Source organism: Moraxella sp. CTOTU46934 (assembly GCF_031979465.1).
Taxonomy (GTDB): Bacteria; Pseudomonadota; Gammaproteobacteria; order Pseudomonadales; family Moraxellaceae; genus Faucicola; species Faucicola tetraodonis.
In genome coordinates this window covers 17,032-32,360 of record NZ_DALZEG010000006.1, presented here as the reverse complement: position 1 = coordinate 32,360, position 15,329 = coordinate 17,032, and the positions used below count along the sequence as shown (strand labels likewise).

General features: G+C 45.8%; 10 protein-coding genes and 1 pseudogene. 8 read left to right on the top strand and 3 right to left on the bottom strand.

Annotation, left to right across the window (positions count from 1 at the left end; genetic code table 11):
• Positions 1-50: 50 nt before the first annotated feature.
• A complete protein-coding gene (locus tag RTN07_RS06355) occupies positions 51-2,465 on the bottom strand; it encodes a hypothetical protein (protein WP_312176672.1) in 2,415 nt (804 codons plus the stop codon).
• Between the two features lie 227 nt (positions 2,466-2,692).
• Here RTN07_RS06355 and RTN07_RS06350 point away from each other — a divergent pair, with 227 nt between their 5' ends.
• The 7 genes from RTN07_RS06350 to RTN07_RS06320 all read left to right on the top strand — a co-directional run bounded on the left by RTN07_RS06350 (position 2,693) and on the right by RTN07_RS06320 (position 10,069).
• Entirely contained in the window at positions 2,693-3,601 is a 909-nt protein-coding gene (locus tag RTN07_RS06350) for an ATP-binding protein (protein ID WP_312176670.1), read from the top strand.
• A gap of 1 nt (position 3,602) precedes the next feature.
• The gene (locus tag RTN07_RS06345; protein ID WP_312176668.1) at positions 3,603-3,980 is read left to right on the top strand and encodes a hypothetical protein; all 378 of its coding nucleotides are present in this window, start codon (positions 3,603-3,605) and stop codon (positions 3,978-3,980) included.
• A gap of 26 nt (positions 3,981-4,006) precedes the next feature.
• Positions 4,007-5,356 (top strand): DUF2868 domain-containing protein, encoded by a 1,350-nt coding sequence (locus tag RTN07_RS06340; protein ID WP_312176666.1) that lies wholly within the window; start codon positions 4,007-4,009, stop codon positions 5,354-5,356.
• A gap of 2 nt (positions 5,357-5,358) precedes the next feature.
• On the top strand, positions 5,359-5,916 hold the full coding sequence (locus RTN07_RS06335) for a hypothetical protein (RefSeq protein WP_312176664.1): 558 nt from the start codon (positions 5,359-5,361) through the stop codon (positions 5,914-5,916).
• A gap of 31 nt (positions 5,917-5,947) precedes the next feature.
• Positions 5,948-7,492: a DUF3482 domain-containing protein gene (locus RTN07_RS06330; protein ID WP_312176662.1), complete on the top strand. Its 1,545-nt coding sequence runs from the start codon at positions 5,948-5,950 to the stop codon at positions 7,490-7,492.
• Positions 7,493-7,661: 169 nt separating this feature from the next.
• The gene (locus RTN07_RS06325) at positions 7,662-8,360 is read left to right on the top strand and encodes a VIT1/CCC1 transporter family protein (RefSeq protein WP_312176660.1); all 699 of its coding nucleotides are present in this window, start codon (positions 7,662-7,664) and stop codon (positions 8,358-8,360) included.
• A 215-nt stretch (positions 8,361-8,575) separates the two neighbouring features.
• Complete coding sequence (locus tag RTN07_RS06320) at positions 8,576-10,069, top strand: alanine/glycine:cation symporter family protein (RefSeq protein WP_312176657.1); 1,494 nt, start codon at positions 8,576-8,578, stop codon at positions 10,067-10,069.
• Positions 10,070-10,158: 89 nt separating this feature from the next.
• Here RTN07_RS06320 and RTN07_RS06315 read toward each other — a convergent pair whose 3' ends face one another.
• Positions 10,159-11,298 carry an MFS transporter gene (locus RTN07_RS06315; RefSeq protein ID WP_312176832.1) on the bottom strand — a complete coding sequence of 380 codons (1,140 nt, stop codon included), beginning with the start codon at positions 11,296-11,298 and terminating at the stop codon, positions 10,159-10,161.
• Between the two features lie 512 nt (positions 11,299-11,810).
• Between RTN07_RS06315 and RTN07_RS06310 the strand changes: the two genes are divergently transcribed.
• Positions 11,811-12,827: an alpha/beta hydrolase gene (locus tag RTN07_RS06310; RefSeq protein ID WP_312176655.1), complete on the top strand. Its 1,017-nt coding sequence runs from the start codon at positions 11,811-11,813 to the stop codon at positions 12,825-12,827.
• Between the two features lie 805 nt (positions 12,828-13,632).
• Here the strand turns inward: RTN07_RS06310 and RTN07_RS06305 are convergent.
• Positions 13,633-15,102: pseudogene (locus RTN07_RS06305) on the bottom strand (DEAD/DEAH box helicase); the annotation flags it as partial.
• Between the last annotated feature and the right edge of the window lie 227 nt (positions 15,103-15,329).

Sequence of the window (15,329 nt, the reverse complement as noted above, 5' to 3'; positions counted from 1 at the left end):
TTTTATCTGTTTTATATGGGTTATCAGCAGTTGATGCTTCGTTTGCCCGATTATTGGCTCAAAAGTAACAACTGATAGGTAGCTTTGTAGGCATCATAATTAAAATCATAGCTTGCCTCAAAATGAGGTTTGAGTTTTTCAATTAACTCATCATCTTCATCAGATAGGCTGATATGCTTGGCTTGGGTCTGCATGTCTTCGATAGCGATTTCGCCCAGTAATTGATTAAACTTATCATGCGCCTGCGTTTGCTTGGCAATATCGGCAGCCGTCATGCGGACGGGTGCAGTATCAGCGTAGCTAGATTGCTGGCTCGCTGCCTGTTCCTGGGCGGTGGCTTTGTCTATTTTTGCACAGATTTTGGCAAGGCGGGTGCGTGATGTTTTATCAAGTTTATATGTGTCCAACAATAGCGAACAAGCTTGTTGTTCTTGGCTTTCCTCAACAACATCTACTGCTGCAGCTGCAGCTTCCGCCGCCACTGCAGCTGCGCTTTCTGCATCGCTGGCTACATCGCTCGGTTTGTCGCTGATAGTTTGATACAACTGGCTAAAAATCTGGGCGTCAGATTTGCCTTGGGCTTTAAGTTTGGCAATTTGTTGCAAGTATTGCTGATTGCGATAGGTTTTATCAACAATCCCTGCGATATGTTCGGCAAGCTCATCATCGACATACGCATCAACATCTGTAATCGCTTTTTGCTGACGGCTATCGGTATTCATGACCGCATAATTATCGGCCTGTATTTTTGCAAGTTTGGTTGCAGCGGCGTTTAGCGCCGCCATATCTATTTCATTGAGGCTGGCTTCATCTTTTTGCAACACAAACTGGTAGGTATAAAGGGTGACAAAGGTCTCGACAAACCCTTTGTTTTGTTTGAGTAGGCTATAAGACAAGGCTTCTAAATTTTTATCACTGTCAAAGGTTTTGGATTGTTTTGTCGCCGCCAATAGATTGTTATCTTTTGATGCTTGTTGCCAAGTGATTGCCTTGTTGAAGATATCAGGATTGACGCGGGCTTTGCCATAATCATAAAAGTTAACCACTGTGCGCATTTGGGTCTTAGGCTGATTGGTTGTCGGCATGGTTTTTTCAAATGCTGGCAAATCACTCATTGCTACCACATTGAGTAGTTGATTTTGGCGGTTGAGTCCGTAGCTGATACGGATGTCATCATCCATTGAGATAAAACTGCTATTTGCCTCTTTGCTTATTTCAGCTTGCAGCGCTTTAAACGCTTGCGGATTGGCCTCAATGATTTTTGCCAGTGCAGCGGCACTGACCAATTTGTCTGATTGGTATTTGTCAAAGGCTGCTAAGGCTTTTGCAGTTTGACCCAATTCGTCACTGGTTGATTCGTCTGTGGTTGGCTCATCAGTGGTTGACTCGTCAGTGGCTGTTTGAGTATCTAAACTGTCCATTGTCTCTGCAGCATCGGCACTGGCTGGGTCAGCAGCGCTGTCATCTGATTGTGCACGCATTTTATCAATAGCTTCATACAGGCGCATGGCAGATTCATACGCTTTTTCTTCAACGCTTGCCAACTCATGGCTGTCAAAGGCTTTCTTCATCAGATACCTTGGGCTAACGGCAAGGCTACTAAGCTGCTTTAGTTCATCATCTTTGACAAAATCGGCTGGATTGATGAATGATTTTAGGTAGCGCTTATTGACGTGGAAGAACAGCAAATACTCTGCTAGCATTTGATTGTAGCCAATGCGGTAGCCAATGCGCTGGCTCACACCTTTGGCTTTATCTTCAGTAGTCAAAGCCAATGGCTGATAATCGCTTTCTTTGGCAAGGGTGGCATTTAGCAGTGACATCTGTTCAAATACCTTGAATAAGGCTCTTTTATCTATCTTTTTATCTTTTAGCAGTTTGCTATAGTCATATTCAATGTAGCGTCCATCATATTGCGGGTCGGTGGCAAATTCAGAGAGTCCCGATAAGTCAGCATATACTTTGGAGCGCGCAAAATCAGCCGCCAGTGGCACTTTAATAAACGCCCCTGCATTGTTCTGCACGTAGCGAAATTCAGGCACGATTGACATTTGCCCTCGGCGAAGATCTACCACACCTGTGGAGGCAAACTCAAAGCGCTTGGCTAAAATATCCATCACTTGCCCCGCTTCGCTTTGTTCACGGGTTTGGTGATTGGCCCCCTCTGTGACCAAGGCTTGTTGGCGAGCATCAAGGTGCTGTGCTGCGCTAAGCTGACCGATAAGTTTCAAACGATTAGGGCTTGCAGCTAACGCTTGTGCGCTACGTAAGGGCGGGCGCACCACATTGACTCGATAGTCATAAACATAGCTTTGGCGACTGACCAACTGTTGGTTGGCTTGCAACACACGTTGAGACAGCGGTTGACTCGCGCTAGGCTGTATGGCACAGCCATGAATCCCCAGCAAGACGATGGCAAAAGTGAGAGGTTTTATACAAAAGGCGATGGCTTGTTGCGCATTCATTGAGCTTCCTTAACAAATTTTATTATAGAGTCTATCTTTATAACTGAATTGATTTTTTTGTAAACAAATAGCCAGTGTTATGCGGCAATGTTTACAAAGATAATGGGTAATCTAACGGAGTTTTGCTATCATACGAACTAAATACCGCAAAAACGCTTAAAAACTACTCATTTAAAAACTAATCACTTAAAACTAGTCACTTAAAAACCACTCAGAAGAACCCTTGTATGTCGCAACTCACTCTACCCGCTAATCTTAATTTACCCACTAATTTAGAACACTTACTCACCCAATTTTTACAGGCGCAGCTGCCCAAGCCCATACAACTTGACCCAAGCGTGCTTGCCTACCGCTGGCAATCCAATAGCCGCACGGGCAGCGGTGAATTGGTGCCTTTAACCGTGGATTTGCGATTGACGCTGGATGATTTGCTGGGCATTGATGGGCAAAAAAATAAACTGGTTCAAAACACGCGCCAATATTTAGCAGGCTTACCTGCCAATCATGTACTCATGACAGGCACACGTGGCGCAGGAAAATCCTCGCTCATTCGGGCATTGCTCAATCAATATAAAGCGGATGGTCTTCGTATTATCGAAGTGTCACGAGATGATTTGGTGATGTTAGAGCCGATTCGCCAAGCAGTACGAGACCTTCATAAAGCCCAGCCCAATCATGGCTGTCATTATGTGGTGTACTGTGATGACTTAGCGTTCAATGGGCAAGATGAGAATTATCGCACACTCAAAAGCGTGCTCGATGGCGCGCTAGACAGCGAGCAAGACAAACTACTGGTCTATGCGACCAGTAACCGCCGTCATCTACTACCGCAACTGATGAAAGACAATGTGAGCATTTATAATGGGCAAACTGATGAAGTCAATCCGTACGAGACGATTGATGAAACCGTGTCGTTGTCTGACCGCTTTGGGCTGTGGCTGTCGTTTCATCCGATGACCCAGCCTGTGTATTTGGATATTTGTGCGCATTATTTGGCGCAAGCAAGTTTACCCTTTGATGAGCAAGCAAAAGCCGCTGCCTTGCGCTTTGCCAGTGAGCGTGGCGGACGCTCTGGGCGCGTGGCATATCAGTTTAGTCGGAATTTTATTGGGATGAAAGGATTAAATCAGGTCTAGTATGTTTAATGAAGAAGAATGTTTGCAAAACTATTTGCATGATTTAAACGTCAATAATAATTTACCGAATGAAATAGTTGCAATTAATTTTGGAATTTTTGAAAGTGGACAATATGAGGTAGGCTATCAACTTTATGTTATGGGTTCAAAAAGATACGATTCTCATAATGATGACTGGGCATGTTTTATAGATTATACACCAGAATATCCCGATTATCCTTTAGGCTTTTATGGTATGAGTCGGGAAGTTATACAAGATTTTGTCCAACTTGTGTTAAGCGATTATCTTAAAAACATGGACTTTTCACAAAAACTTTTCTCGCAAGTACCGCATATTACCATAGGCTTTGATGATGGTAATTTAATCGTGATTAAATAACTACCTATAAAAAAAGAAACTTAAAAATGTACACACCCCAAGACCAACTCACCGAACTCATTCGCCGCCTTGAAGAAAAACAGCATATTTTTGCCGCTGACCCTATCCTTATCACGGAAAAACTGCAAAATGAGCCCGGCGAACCACTGAGCAAATTGCGCCGCCGTGCCACACGCATTGATAATGATGGCAAACTTGCGCAGCTACTTACCACCATTGACACCCGCGTCAATGGCATGATTTGGGGATTGACTGTGCTGTGGTTTATTTTGGGCTTTGTCGCGTTATTTGGGTTGATGCAAGCGCAGGTGGTGAACTTTTTTTATGTGCTAGCCAGTTTATTAGGGTTTAATACCATTATCTTGCTGGTTTGGCTCGGTTGGATGCTGTTCTCACCGCGCAATAAACCCAGTTTTTTTGGTACTTTTTTTACCCCGGCAACCCTAGTGCGTGGCAAAGATATTGTCACCCAAACGGCGGTTGAACTGTATCAAGACCAGCTTAATCACGCTGGCACCAAATGGTACGTCAGTCGTATCAGCCACCAGTTTTGGTTAGCCAGCCTATCGGGAATGTTGGTGTCATTAATTCTATTGTTATTGGTCAAAAATTATAATTTTGTGTGGGAATCAACCCTACTACAAGACAGCAACGTGGTAGAAGTGGTCAAGCTGATGTCTTGGCTCCCGCATTGGGTAGGCTTTCCTACCCCAACGGCACAAGATATTATCACCGCGCAGATGAATCCTGAAACCACGCCACAGATGATTTCGTTTCGCTGGGCGATGTTATTAATCGGTAGCCTACTGATGTACGGTATCGTGCCACGTTTGCTCGCATGGCTATGTTGTCTGGTGATGGTGCGCTCAAGTCGTATGAAACTTGATATCAAACAGCCGTACTATCAAAAAATTATCGATTTTTGGCAGCGCAAAGTGATTGACCCCGATGACAGCCCTGCTGAGCAAAAACCTATCGCGCCCACTGCCCAAATCAGCCTAGCCAATAAACTTGCCGTGTTACTCGAGTACCCGCAAGCCAACCCGCAATGGTATGCCAAAACCGTCGGCATGGCTGCGCAAAACTTTGGTCGTATCGATGATCGTGATGACTTGGAAAAACTGATTGCCTACCTTCAAATCAACCCTGTTCAAGTGCTCGTCGGTATCTCCAATCTCGCACTCCCCGACCGTGGCACCCTGCGAAAACTCGATAATATCGCAAGCGCGGCAAAAGGCGGTATGATTGTACAACTGCTCGATGCCAATCAAGGCTACCTGCCGAGTCCGAGCGAAATTGAAACCATCAAAGCCCGTCAACTACAATGGGAAACCGCGCTGGCAGAACGCCAAATTGCCCTAGTAAGAGAAAATTAACCATGAATGCCACAATCAGCTATGCCGATGTGATTAATAGCATTGCCCAAACTGCTTCACAGCTTACGCTCGCAGCGCAAAGCGCTTTTGTGCAAAATCTACTGCGTCAATTCGTTCAAAATTTACCAGCCGATTGGCTTGACAATGAACTTGACAGTGAAAAACCGCACTATCAAGCCCTGTTTGACATCATAAACAGGCAAACTTGGCAAACCGCTAGCATCGAACAGGCGCTAAATGCGCTCGATGACATCATGTTTGCTATGGGCGAGAGCTATCCACATAACACCAGTGACGCGATTTTGCTGACGCTTGATATGCTGGGGTTTTATCTATCTTTGACAGCCATGGAAGAAAAATCTGCAGTGAGTGATGGTTGGGTGATTTTAACTGTTGAAGGCTATTTGGATTATTACGACCAATTGGCAGAAGATAGTAGCGAAAACATAGATGATGTTGCGCATAGTTTTGATGATTGGCTGGCACATCCACTGACCCAAACTGCCTTCAATCATGTCACTCATGCCCTAGAACTTGCCAAAAGAACTTGCCAAAAATAGCTCGCGCTGAATATATAAAGGTTAATAAATAATGGATAACAAAGACATAACTGCTCAAGAAAAATTGACAATTGATGTAGCCAAAGATTATTTGCCAGCGACGGCTACTGACAGTGCGACCCATCCAAGCACCGACATCGCCACGCAATCGCCCAACCATCCATTAGCCCAAGCTGAACAAAACCCCTATCCAAGCCGCAAAATCAGCATTGGCGAAAATGAAGCGTTAAAATTGGCAGTCGTGGGGCATACCAATACCGGTAAAACTTCGCTACTACGCACCCTGCTGCGTGATATGTACTTTGGCGAAGTCAAAAATGCGCCTGCCACTACCCGCCATGTGGAAAAAGCCATGATCAATGACAGCCAAACAGGGCAAGGCTTGGTGGCACTGTATGACACGCCCGGTCTAGAAGATGCGTCAGGGCTACTTGATTGGTTAGAAGACAATACCGCCGCCCGCCGTGACGGTGTAGAGCGGTTACAGCAATTTTTGGCAAGTGCGCCTGCGCAAGATGAGTTTAGCCAAGAAGCCAAGGTCATTCGTCAGCTGATTGCCAGTGACATGGCCGTTTATGTGATTGATGCGCGTGAGCCTGTGCTCGGCAAATATAAAGATGAGTTGACGGTGCTGTCATGGTCAGCCATCCCGGTCATGCCCGTATTTAACTTTACTAAGGGTCAAGATAGCAATATCAATGAATGGCAGCAGATGCTCGCGCGCCGCAACTTGCATGTATCTACGCGGTTTGACTCAGTGGCGTTTGAATTTGATGATGAAATCAAACTGTGGCAAAACTTAGAAACCATGCTGATACAACCTGAAATTATCAAACAGCTGATCGAGCGTCGTAAAGCCGATTGGGATGATTTGTACGATGATGCCAATATTATCATTGCGCATTTTTTATTAAACGTTGCCGCCTTTGTTGAAACCATTCACGAGGAGGATGATCCGCTGCCTACCTTGCAAAAAATGCAAGAAAAAGTACGCCAAGCTGAACGCAGTATGCAAGATGAACTATTAAACCTGTATAAATTTTATGACAATACCGTCACCACCACACCGCTTGAGCTGACTGAATATCGCCGCGATCCGTTCGATAAAGACGTACTAGCCAGTTATGGGATTCGTACCACAGGCGGTGCGGCGGCAGGCGCGCTGATTGGACTGGGTATCGATGTCGCCACCCTTGGCACGTCACTGGGGCTGGGTACGGCGCTTGGTGGTTTGGCAGGTGGTTTACTGTCAAACACCGGCGCGATTGCCGACAAAATCAGCGGCGTCAAACGGCTGCACATAGACCCTGCCACCCTGACTTTACTGGCGACTCGAGCGATGGACTTACTGACTGCGCTACGCCATCGTGGTCATGCGGCGACTGATAGCATCATGGCGAACCAATTGCTCGCGCCTTGGTCAGTTGATAGATTGCCAAGTTTGCTCAAAAAAGCGCGGGGTAAGCCCGAATGGTCATCACTTAACATAGGCAGACAAGCAACCGTATCTGCAAAGCAGTCGCATGAGCTGCGCGATGAGGCAGCTTGGCAATTATCACGCCAACTAAGACGCTGACTTATCAACCTACAACCATGATAAAAAACTTGGCTAAAAACTATTTAGCCTTGTTAAGGTTATTATTTGCTAAGCCCACTATAAGAATTTATTAAGCTAATTTTGTTATGTTTACCTTTTAATCTATGTTTTAATTTATGTCAATTTTTTTGTTTTTGAGGGCAATACCGTGTATTTAGCACATCATGAACCGCATTTTAGTAATCGTAACAACTGGCTGCGCGCAACCGTGCTCGGCGCCAACGATGGTTTGATTTCCACCGCTAGTCTATTAATGGGGGTTGCGGCAGCGCGAGTGGACAGTCACACCTTGCTGTTGACAGGGGTGGCCTCGCTGATTGCTGGCGCAATTAGTATGGCAGCGGGCGAATATGTCTCCGTCTCTTCGCAAGCCGACACCGAAAAAGCCGACTTGGCAAAAGAAGTCTATGAACTTGAGCACAATTCAGACCGCGAGCTAAAAGAACTGACGCATATTTATGTTCAGCGCGGCTTAACGCCTGCTATGGCACATGATGTTGCGGTAGCACTCACTGCTCACAATGCCCTAGAAGCGCATGCACGCGATGAAATTGGACTTACCGATACCGCGTCCGCCAATCCCCTACAGGCAGCCGTGGCATCGGCTTTATCCTTCATCACAGGGGCGCTGCTACCGGTGCTGTGTATTTGGCTGTTACCAAAGCAATATTTGGTCGGCGGTTTGGTCACAGTGACCTTGATAGGATTAGCATTTTTGGGCTGGTTATCGGCGTATTTGGGCGGTGCCAAAATTTTTCCTGCCATTGTGCGTGTAGTCATTTGGGGCGTTGTTGCGTTGGTTACTACTAGCCTTATTGGTGAAATGTTTGGGGTAAAAACAGGTTAGTCAATCACTTTTTATCGCATTATTTATCGCCAATTTTTATCATTACCATTTGCAAAACCAATTGTTTCTTATAAGATAAGGAAACTGTAATAATTCAGCAAGTTTGTAGAAACTTTTATTGGGTGATAGATTATCGTTTCTATAAATTAAACAATTGGCAAATAGTCAAAAATCCTATGGGATTTTAGCTTTCTACGGTAGTGGGAGATAAGGTAATGCAAGATTTTGTCAATGCGATTAATGATTGGGTATGGAGTCCCGCATTAATCTATCTATGTTTATTGGTTGGTTTATATTTTTCAATTCGTGGTCGTTTTTTACAAGTGCGCCATTTTGGTCGCATGATTCGATTGCTGATGGGCGGCAAAAGCAGCGATCAAGGTGTGTCTTCATTCCAAGCACTCGCTATGTCACTCGCAGGTCGTGTGGGTACAGGTAATATTGCCGGTGTCGCAACAGCGATTACCTTTGGTGGTCCTGGTGCATTATTTTGGATGTGGATGGTAGCGTTCTTGGGTGCCAGTACCGCATTCGTTGAGTCAACCCTTGCGCAGATTTATAAAGAACGTGATGATAAAGGCTTTTTTATCGGTGGTCCAGCCTATTATTTTGAAAAAGCGCTAGGGCAAAAATGGTACGCGGTGTTATTTGCGATATCGGCAATCGCCGCTTGTGGTTTATTGTTACCGGGCGTACAGGCCAATTCGATTGCTGAAGCGATGAACAATTCCCTAGGTATCGCACCTAGCATTTCAGCCGCGGTAATTGCGGCACTACTTGGCTTTATCATCTTTGGTGGTGTCAAACGTATTGCCTCCTCTGCTGAGTTGATTGTACCTTTTATGGCACTTGCCTACATCATCGTGGCGATTGTTATTATCATCATGCACATCGGTCAGTTACCTGAAGTGCTAGCGTTGATTTTCCGCTCTGCGTTTGGTATGGATTCTACGTTTGGTGCTGTGTTGGGTCTTGCCATCCAATGGGGTGTGAAACGTGGCGTTTACTCAAATGAAGCAGGTCAAGGTACAGGTCCTCACCCATCGGCAGCCGCTGATGTGTCACACCCAGCCAAACAAGGCTTAGTACAAGCGTTTTCAGTGTATGTCGATACGCTATTTGTTTGTTCGGCGACAGGTTTCATGCTAATCATTACTGGTATGTACAACGTACAAGACCCCGCCAACAAAGAAGCCTTCTTGTATCAAGGGGTTAAAGGCGTTGCCGCAGGTCCAGGTTATGTGCAAACTGCGATGGAAAACATCATGCCAGGTTTTGGCTCAGTGTTTGTGGCGGTTGCGCTATTCTTCTTTGCTTTCACTACCATCATGGCTTACTACTATATTGCAGAAACCAATATCCGTTATCTCACTCGTAGCATGAAGCTAAATTGGGCAATCCCTGTACTCAAAGTAGTGATTTTATTTGTGGTAATTTATAGCTGCTTAAAAACCGCCGACTTGGCATGGGCACTGGGTGACTTGGGCGTTGGTTTGATGGCATGGCTCAACATCATTGGTATCTTATTCTTGCAAAAACCTGCGTTTGCCGCACTGCGCGATTATGAAGCACAGGTCAAACAAGGCAAAGATCCGATCTATGATGCGCGCGCCAATGGCGTACACAATGCGCCTATTTGGGATGAAATTTCAGCCAAGTACCGTAAAGAATTTGGTGAACAACCTAACCATGATCGCTTTGTACCCTAATTTTAATATGTGAATGCTTCAATACGTTCACTTGACAGTCGTTAAAAAAATAAGCCCCATTGATTGGGGTTTATTGTTGTGATGAATGATTATCTTCTGATTGGGATTTTAATTAACCCAAAAAACGCAATCAGTAAGGCGATGACTTGTACAGCCAGCAGCGTATAGACTGTATATAACCATTTGCCTTGTGCATATGCCAGGCCACACGCCCACGCCCCGATACTACCACCGATGTAATACGCCATATAATATAAACCTGATGCCAGCGACCGCCCTTCTTTGACATTCACCGCGATATAAGTAATGGTCGCCGATTGGGTAATAAATACCCCAGTTGACATCACTGCAAGCGCCACAACGACCAAAGAAATAGGCGCAGCCAGTGTCATCAGCACGCCCATCATCGAAATCATCACCGCCACGCGTACCATACGGGCAGCGCCGTATTTGGCAATCAAACTACTTGCAATCGGTGTGACCACCACCCCAATTAAATACACCGCAAAAATGTTAGCCAGCCCAGCACTCGATAGATTGTAGGGTGTATCTGCCAAGTGCAAATTAACATAGGTAAAACAGCCCACTAATGAAAACAACACGCACGCGCCAAGCAGCCCTGCGGTCACCACATAACGGTTGCGCACATGTTTACTTAGCATGTGCTGCGCCGATGTAAAATTTGGGTTGGCATGAAAATGCCGTGAGCGCGGTAATAACCAAGCCACCAAGGCAGCGCCTAGCACCGTCAACACGCCCATGAACACAAAGCCTTTTTCCCAGCCGATAAGCTCTTCTAAATGCCCCAAGATAAAGCGCCCTAAAAATCCCCCAAATACCGTACCTGAGACATAGTAGGACATCATTTTTGCCATCTCTTTGCCCGCGTACTCTTCCCCGACATAGGCAATCGTCACCACTGTAATGCCAGGTACCGCCAACCCTTGCATAAATCGCCAAATAATGATACTAGAGAGTGAGTCAGACAGCCCAATCATCATCGTGGGTATTGCCATAAAGGCAATGGATGCCACAATGATATTTTTACGACCCACGGCATCAGACAACATCCCCATAAACGGTGACATGATGGCAATGGCAATCACCGTCGCCCCAACTGTCATGCCCACTTGCGTTTCGGTCGCTGAGAACGCTTGCATCATAATCGGCAAAATCGCTTGAATCGAATAAACCTGCAAAAATGCAAACGCGCCAATCATGCCAATCATGATTTTGACTATCAATGAGGGTGGCGTTGTCGGTGGTTTGGCATTCGGGTGTTGAGAAGACGGTCGTTGAGAAGGCGGTTGATTTTGCGGTTGGCTATGGGGTGGATTGCGGCTAGTTAAGTTAATGGATGTTAGTGTGTGAGTATCAGTATCAGTGAAATGATTGGAAGAATCCAAATGCCCAGTGGCATATTGTGGTTGAGACGTCATAGGTGACCTTTTTACAGAGTAGTGCCCGTCAAAGAAATGCCTATACTAGCACTAAAGCGCGCTATTTATTGTTAAAAGAAGTTTAACCTTAAGCTGTAATCTTCAAAACCAATCACGTGAATTGAGGGGTATTGGCAAGCGCTTCAATGCCAAATTTGGCGTCCTAGAGTGTAATATTTTTAAAAGATGACTATTTGCCAAAACATCCGTATTTTTCAAAACATGACTATCCAGCCATGACAAAACTGCAGTAATATTTAGCACATTGTGGAAGTTAACCTTAAAATCAATAGGATTGAATTATGCCAGAGAATTTAAAACAGCCAATGCCCGCTGCCATGCAAGCGTATTTGACACAGCTGCATCAAGTGATTGTTCCGTCTCTGTTAGCGCAAGGGGTTAAGCCCAATGCCATCAACGCACGTGAAGCGTTAGCCAATTTGACAACCGCATTTGTCACTGACGCACCCAACATGGCAAAAATCATCGATACGGTGCTAGTGACGCCAAGCAATTTTCGGGGTTACAACGTACCACTTAGGCTATTTGTACCGAGCAACTGCCCCCTGCCAAATGAACAAGCAACGGCTGACGTGCCAGTAATGGTGTATTTTCATGGCGGTGGTGGCATGGCAGGTAGTGTCACTGTGTATGATAAACTCTATAAAAAATTGGCCGAAGCGACAGGCTGTGTGGTGGTAGCGCCCGAATATCGCCTTGCGCCAGAAAACCGCTACCCTGCGGCGATTGATGACGCCCACGCGATTTTAACCTATTTAACAGCGACCCTACAGCAAGTCGGTTATGCCTGTAACGGCAAGCTTATCATAGCAGGTGATAGTGGTGGCGGGGCAATTACTGCCACCTTGGTGCAAGATTGGCTTGCCAACCGTGTGAGCACAGACTTAGCTATCACCCATCAAATTTTGATTTATGCCAGTCTAGACTACACCATGTCACAGCCCTCGATTAAGGAAAATAGCACGGGTTATTTACTGGAATCCAGCAAAATCCGCTGGTATTTTGACAATTATTTTTCAGCCTATGATGACCGTGAACTTAGCTCACCGTTTTGGACCGATATGGCTACCCTACTGCATCATTCGCCGTATCAAGCCCCAAAGACACTGCACCTAACGGCTGGTTATTGTCCGCTGCGTGATGAAGATATCGGCTATCATGACGTGTTACAAGCCGCAGGCGCGCCATCCCAACTCGTCCATTTTGCAGATATGCCGCACGCGTTTTTGAATATGGAAAATCTGTGCCCTGAGCAATGCCAACAACTGTATCAAACCGTTGGCGAATTTTGCCAATAACACAACGACCCAAACACCCACACAGCCGGATAAAATTTGCCCAGTCTGATGACAAGTCAAAATAAGCGACCCAAAAAAAAGCACCCAATTAGGTGCTTTTTTTACTGCTTATAACTTATAGCGGTTTGCCCGTGCTATTGCGACGGCTACGTTTTGGCGCATCCCAACCATCTTGTTTGCCAGCCGGTTTAGCGGATGGCTTGCTTGATGAGGCATAACGGTCAGACGATGACTTAAATCCTTCCGATCTTGACGATTTACCTGCAAATGGTTTATCTGACTTTCTGAAACCCTCAGATTTAAACCCATTTGAGCGTGAATCGCCAGCACGTTGACCCTCTTTTGCCGGATACGGTCTGTCGCTACGTTTTTTAAGCGGTTGACCAAAGGTTTCTTCTACGATTGGACGTGGCTTGCGAGCGCGGTCATCGCCACGAAACTCGCTAGAGCGTTCGGTTTTTTTGGCAAAAGGTTTGTCACCAAAACGGTCATTTTTTTCAAAGCGGTTAGGACGCTCGCCATGACGCTCACTGCTGTTACGGTCAGTGTTGTAACGTGGTTTATCACCTTGATAGCCTTTAAAGCCATCTTTGTTAAAGCTACGGTTATCATCGCGGCGACGATCTGCATACTCACCTTGGCGAGGCTCACGATTACCTTGGCGTGAATCACGGTCAAAATTTGGTTTGTCCGATGATTTAGCGGCGCGGTGAAAATCGCCCTGACTATTGCCATGACGGTTATCTGAATCACGATGACGACGCGGCGCACTCGCATCATCACGCCCAAAACGACTATCGCTGTTGCCTTGGTGACCTTTGTCAAAACGCTCACGTTTTTCAAAACGTGCCGAACTATCGTTGCTCGCTGATTTACCATAGCGTTCTTGGTTGTCAAAACGTGGCTTGTCCGCAAAACGACGCTCGCTCGAAGGTCTATCGCTTGAACCAGCAAAACGTTGTGAGCGACCGCCACGGCTATCACTGCCGCTGCGACCACGACCGCGACCATCACGACCATTAGGCTTACCACGACCTTCAAATTTTTCCACAAAACGCGGTTCTAAACCTTCAACTTGCGCTTCATTGATATCACGTTTTAGGTAACGGGCGATATTGCCAAATTGACGACGGTCATCGCGGCTACATAGGTTGATAGCAATACCAGTACGACCGGCACGACCTGAGCGACCGATACGATGTACATAATCTTCTACTTGGCGCGGTAAATCATAGTTAAATACATGGGTAATATTAGGTAAATCAAGACCACGTGCTGCCACGTCTGTTGCTACCACGATGTCAAATTTGCCACTGCGTAAATCTGAAACGATACGATTACGCTTGCTTTGTGGCAAGTCACCATGTAGATAACAGGCTTTGTGTTCCCATTGTTGTAGGCGCTCAGCGACTTCTTCACTGCTGCGTTTGGTCGCGGTAAAGATAATCGCTTGACCACGCTCTGGGTCACAGATCAGCTGCTCTAATAATTTATTTTTGTGGTCAAAGTTGTCACAGAAGTACACTTTTTCATCGATGTGTGCGGTTTCAACTTTGATGTTGATACGCTCTGGGTCTTTGGTAAAGCTTTCAGCGATTTTACCGACTGGACCATCCCATGTCGCAGATGACATGATGGTTTGGCGATGCGCGGGAGTGGCTTCCAAAATCGCATTGATATCATCGGCAAAACCCATGTCTAGCATACGGTCTGCTTCATCAAGTACCAACATGGTCAAATCAGAGAGATTCACACGCTGCGCGTTGATATGATCTAGCAAACGACCCGGCGTCGCCACGATGATTTGTACGCCTTTTTTTAGCGCACGGATTTGACCACTGTATGCCGCACCACCAACAAGAGGCACACTGTACAAATCTTTCATGGCTGAGCCATAACGACGGATACTGTCTTGTACTTGGTTAGCCAGTTCACGTGTCGGCGTCAAAATCAACGCTTGTACGACTTTTGGCTGTTGGCGACCACGTTTGCCACTTGCGGTCTTTTCTGCCGCTTTTTCTTTGGCTTGTAGTTCGCTTAATTGATGCAAAATTGGTAATACAAACGCGGCAGTTTTACCACTACCTGTTTGTGCGGATAATAGCAAATCACGACCCGCTAATGCCGCAGGAATCGCGCGCGCTTGGATAGGTGTTGGTGTGGTATAACCCGTTGCGACAATACTTTTTAATAATGAGCCTGAAAGACCCAATGCGGCAAACCCATTTTCGCTAGGGTTAGCATCATCAGACGTTGGCGCATCCGTTGCTACAATATCAGTCGCTACAACATCCGTTGTCGCAGTTGCTTCTGTATCATTAACTGGGGTATTGTCAGTAGGCTCATTGCTGTTGGCTTGGCTATTGCTATTGCTATTGCTATTGCTAAAAAAATTATCGATTGAGTTATCAGCAAAATCTGTGGGTAAATTAAAATCAGTCATGTAAGTCCTTAAAAAATAAGTTAATCAAAGTGTCGGTGGTAACCTTGATTGAAAACACG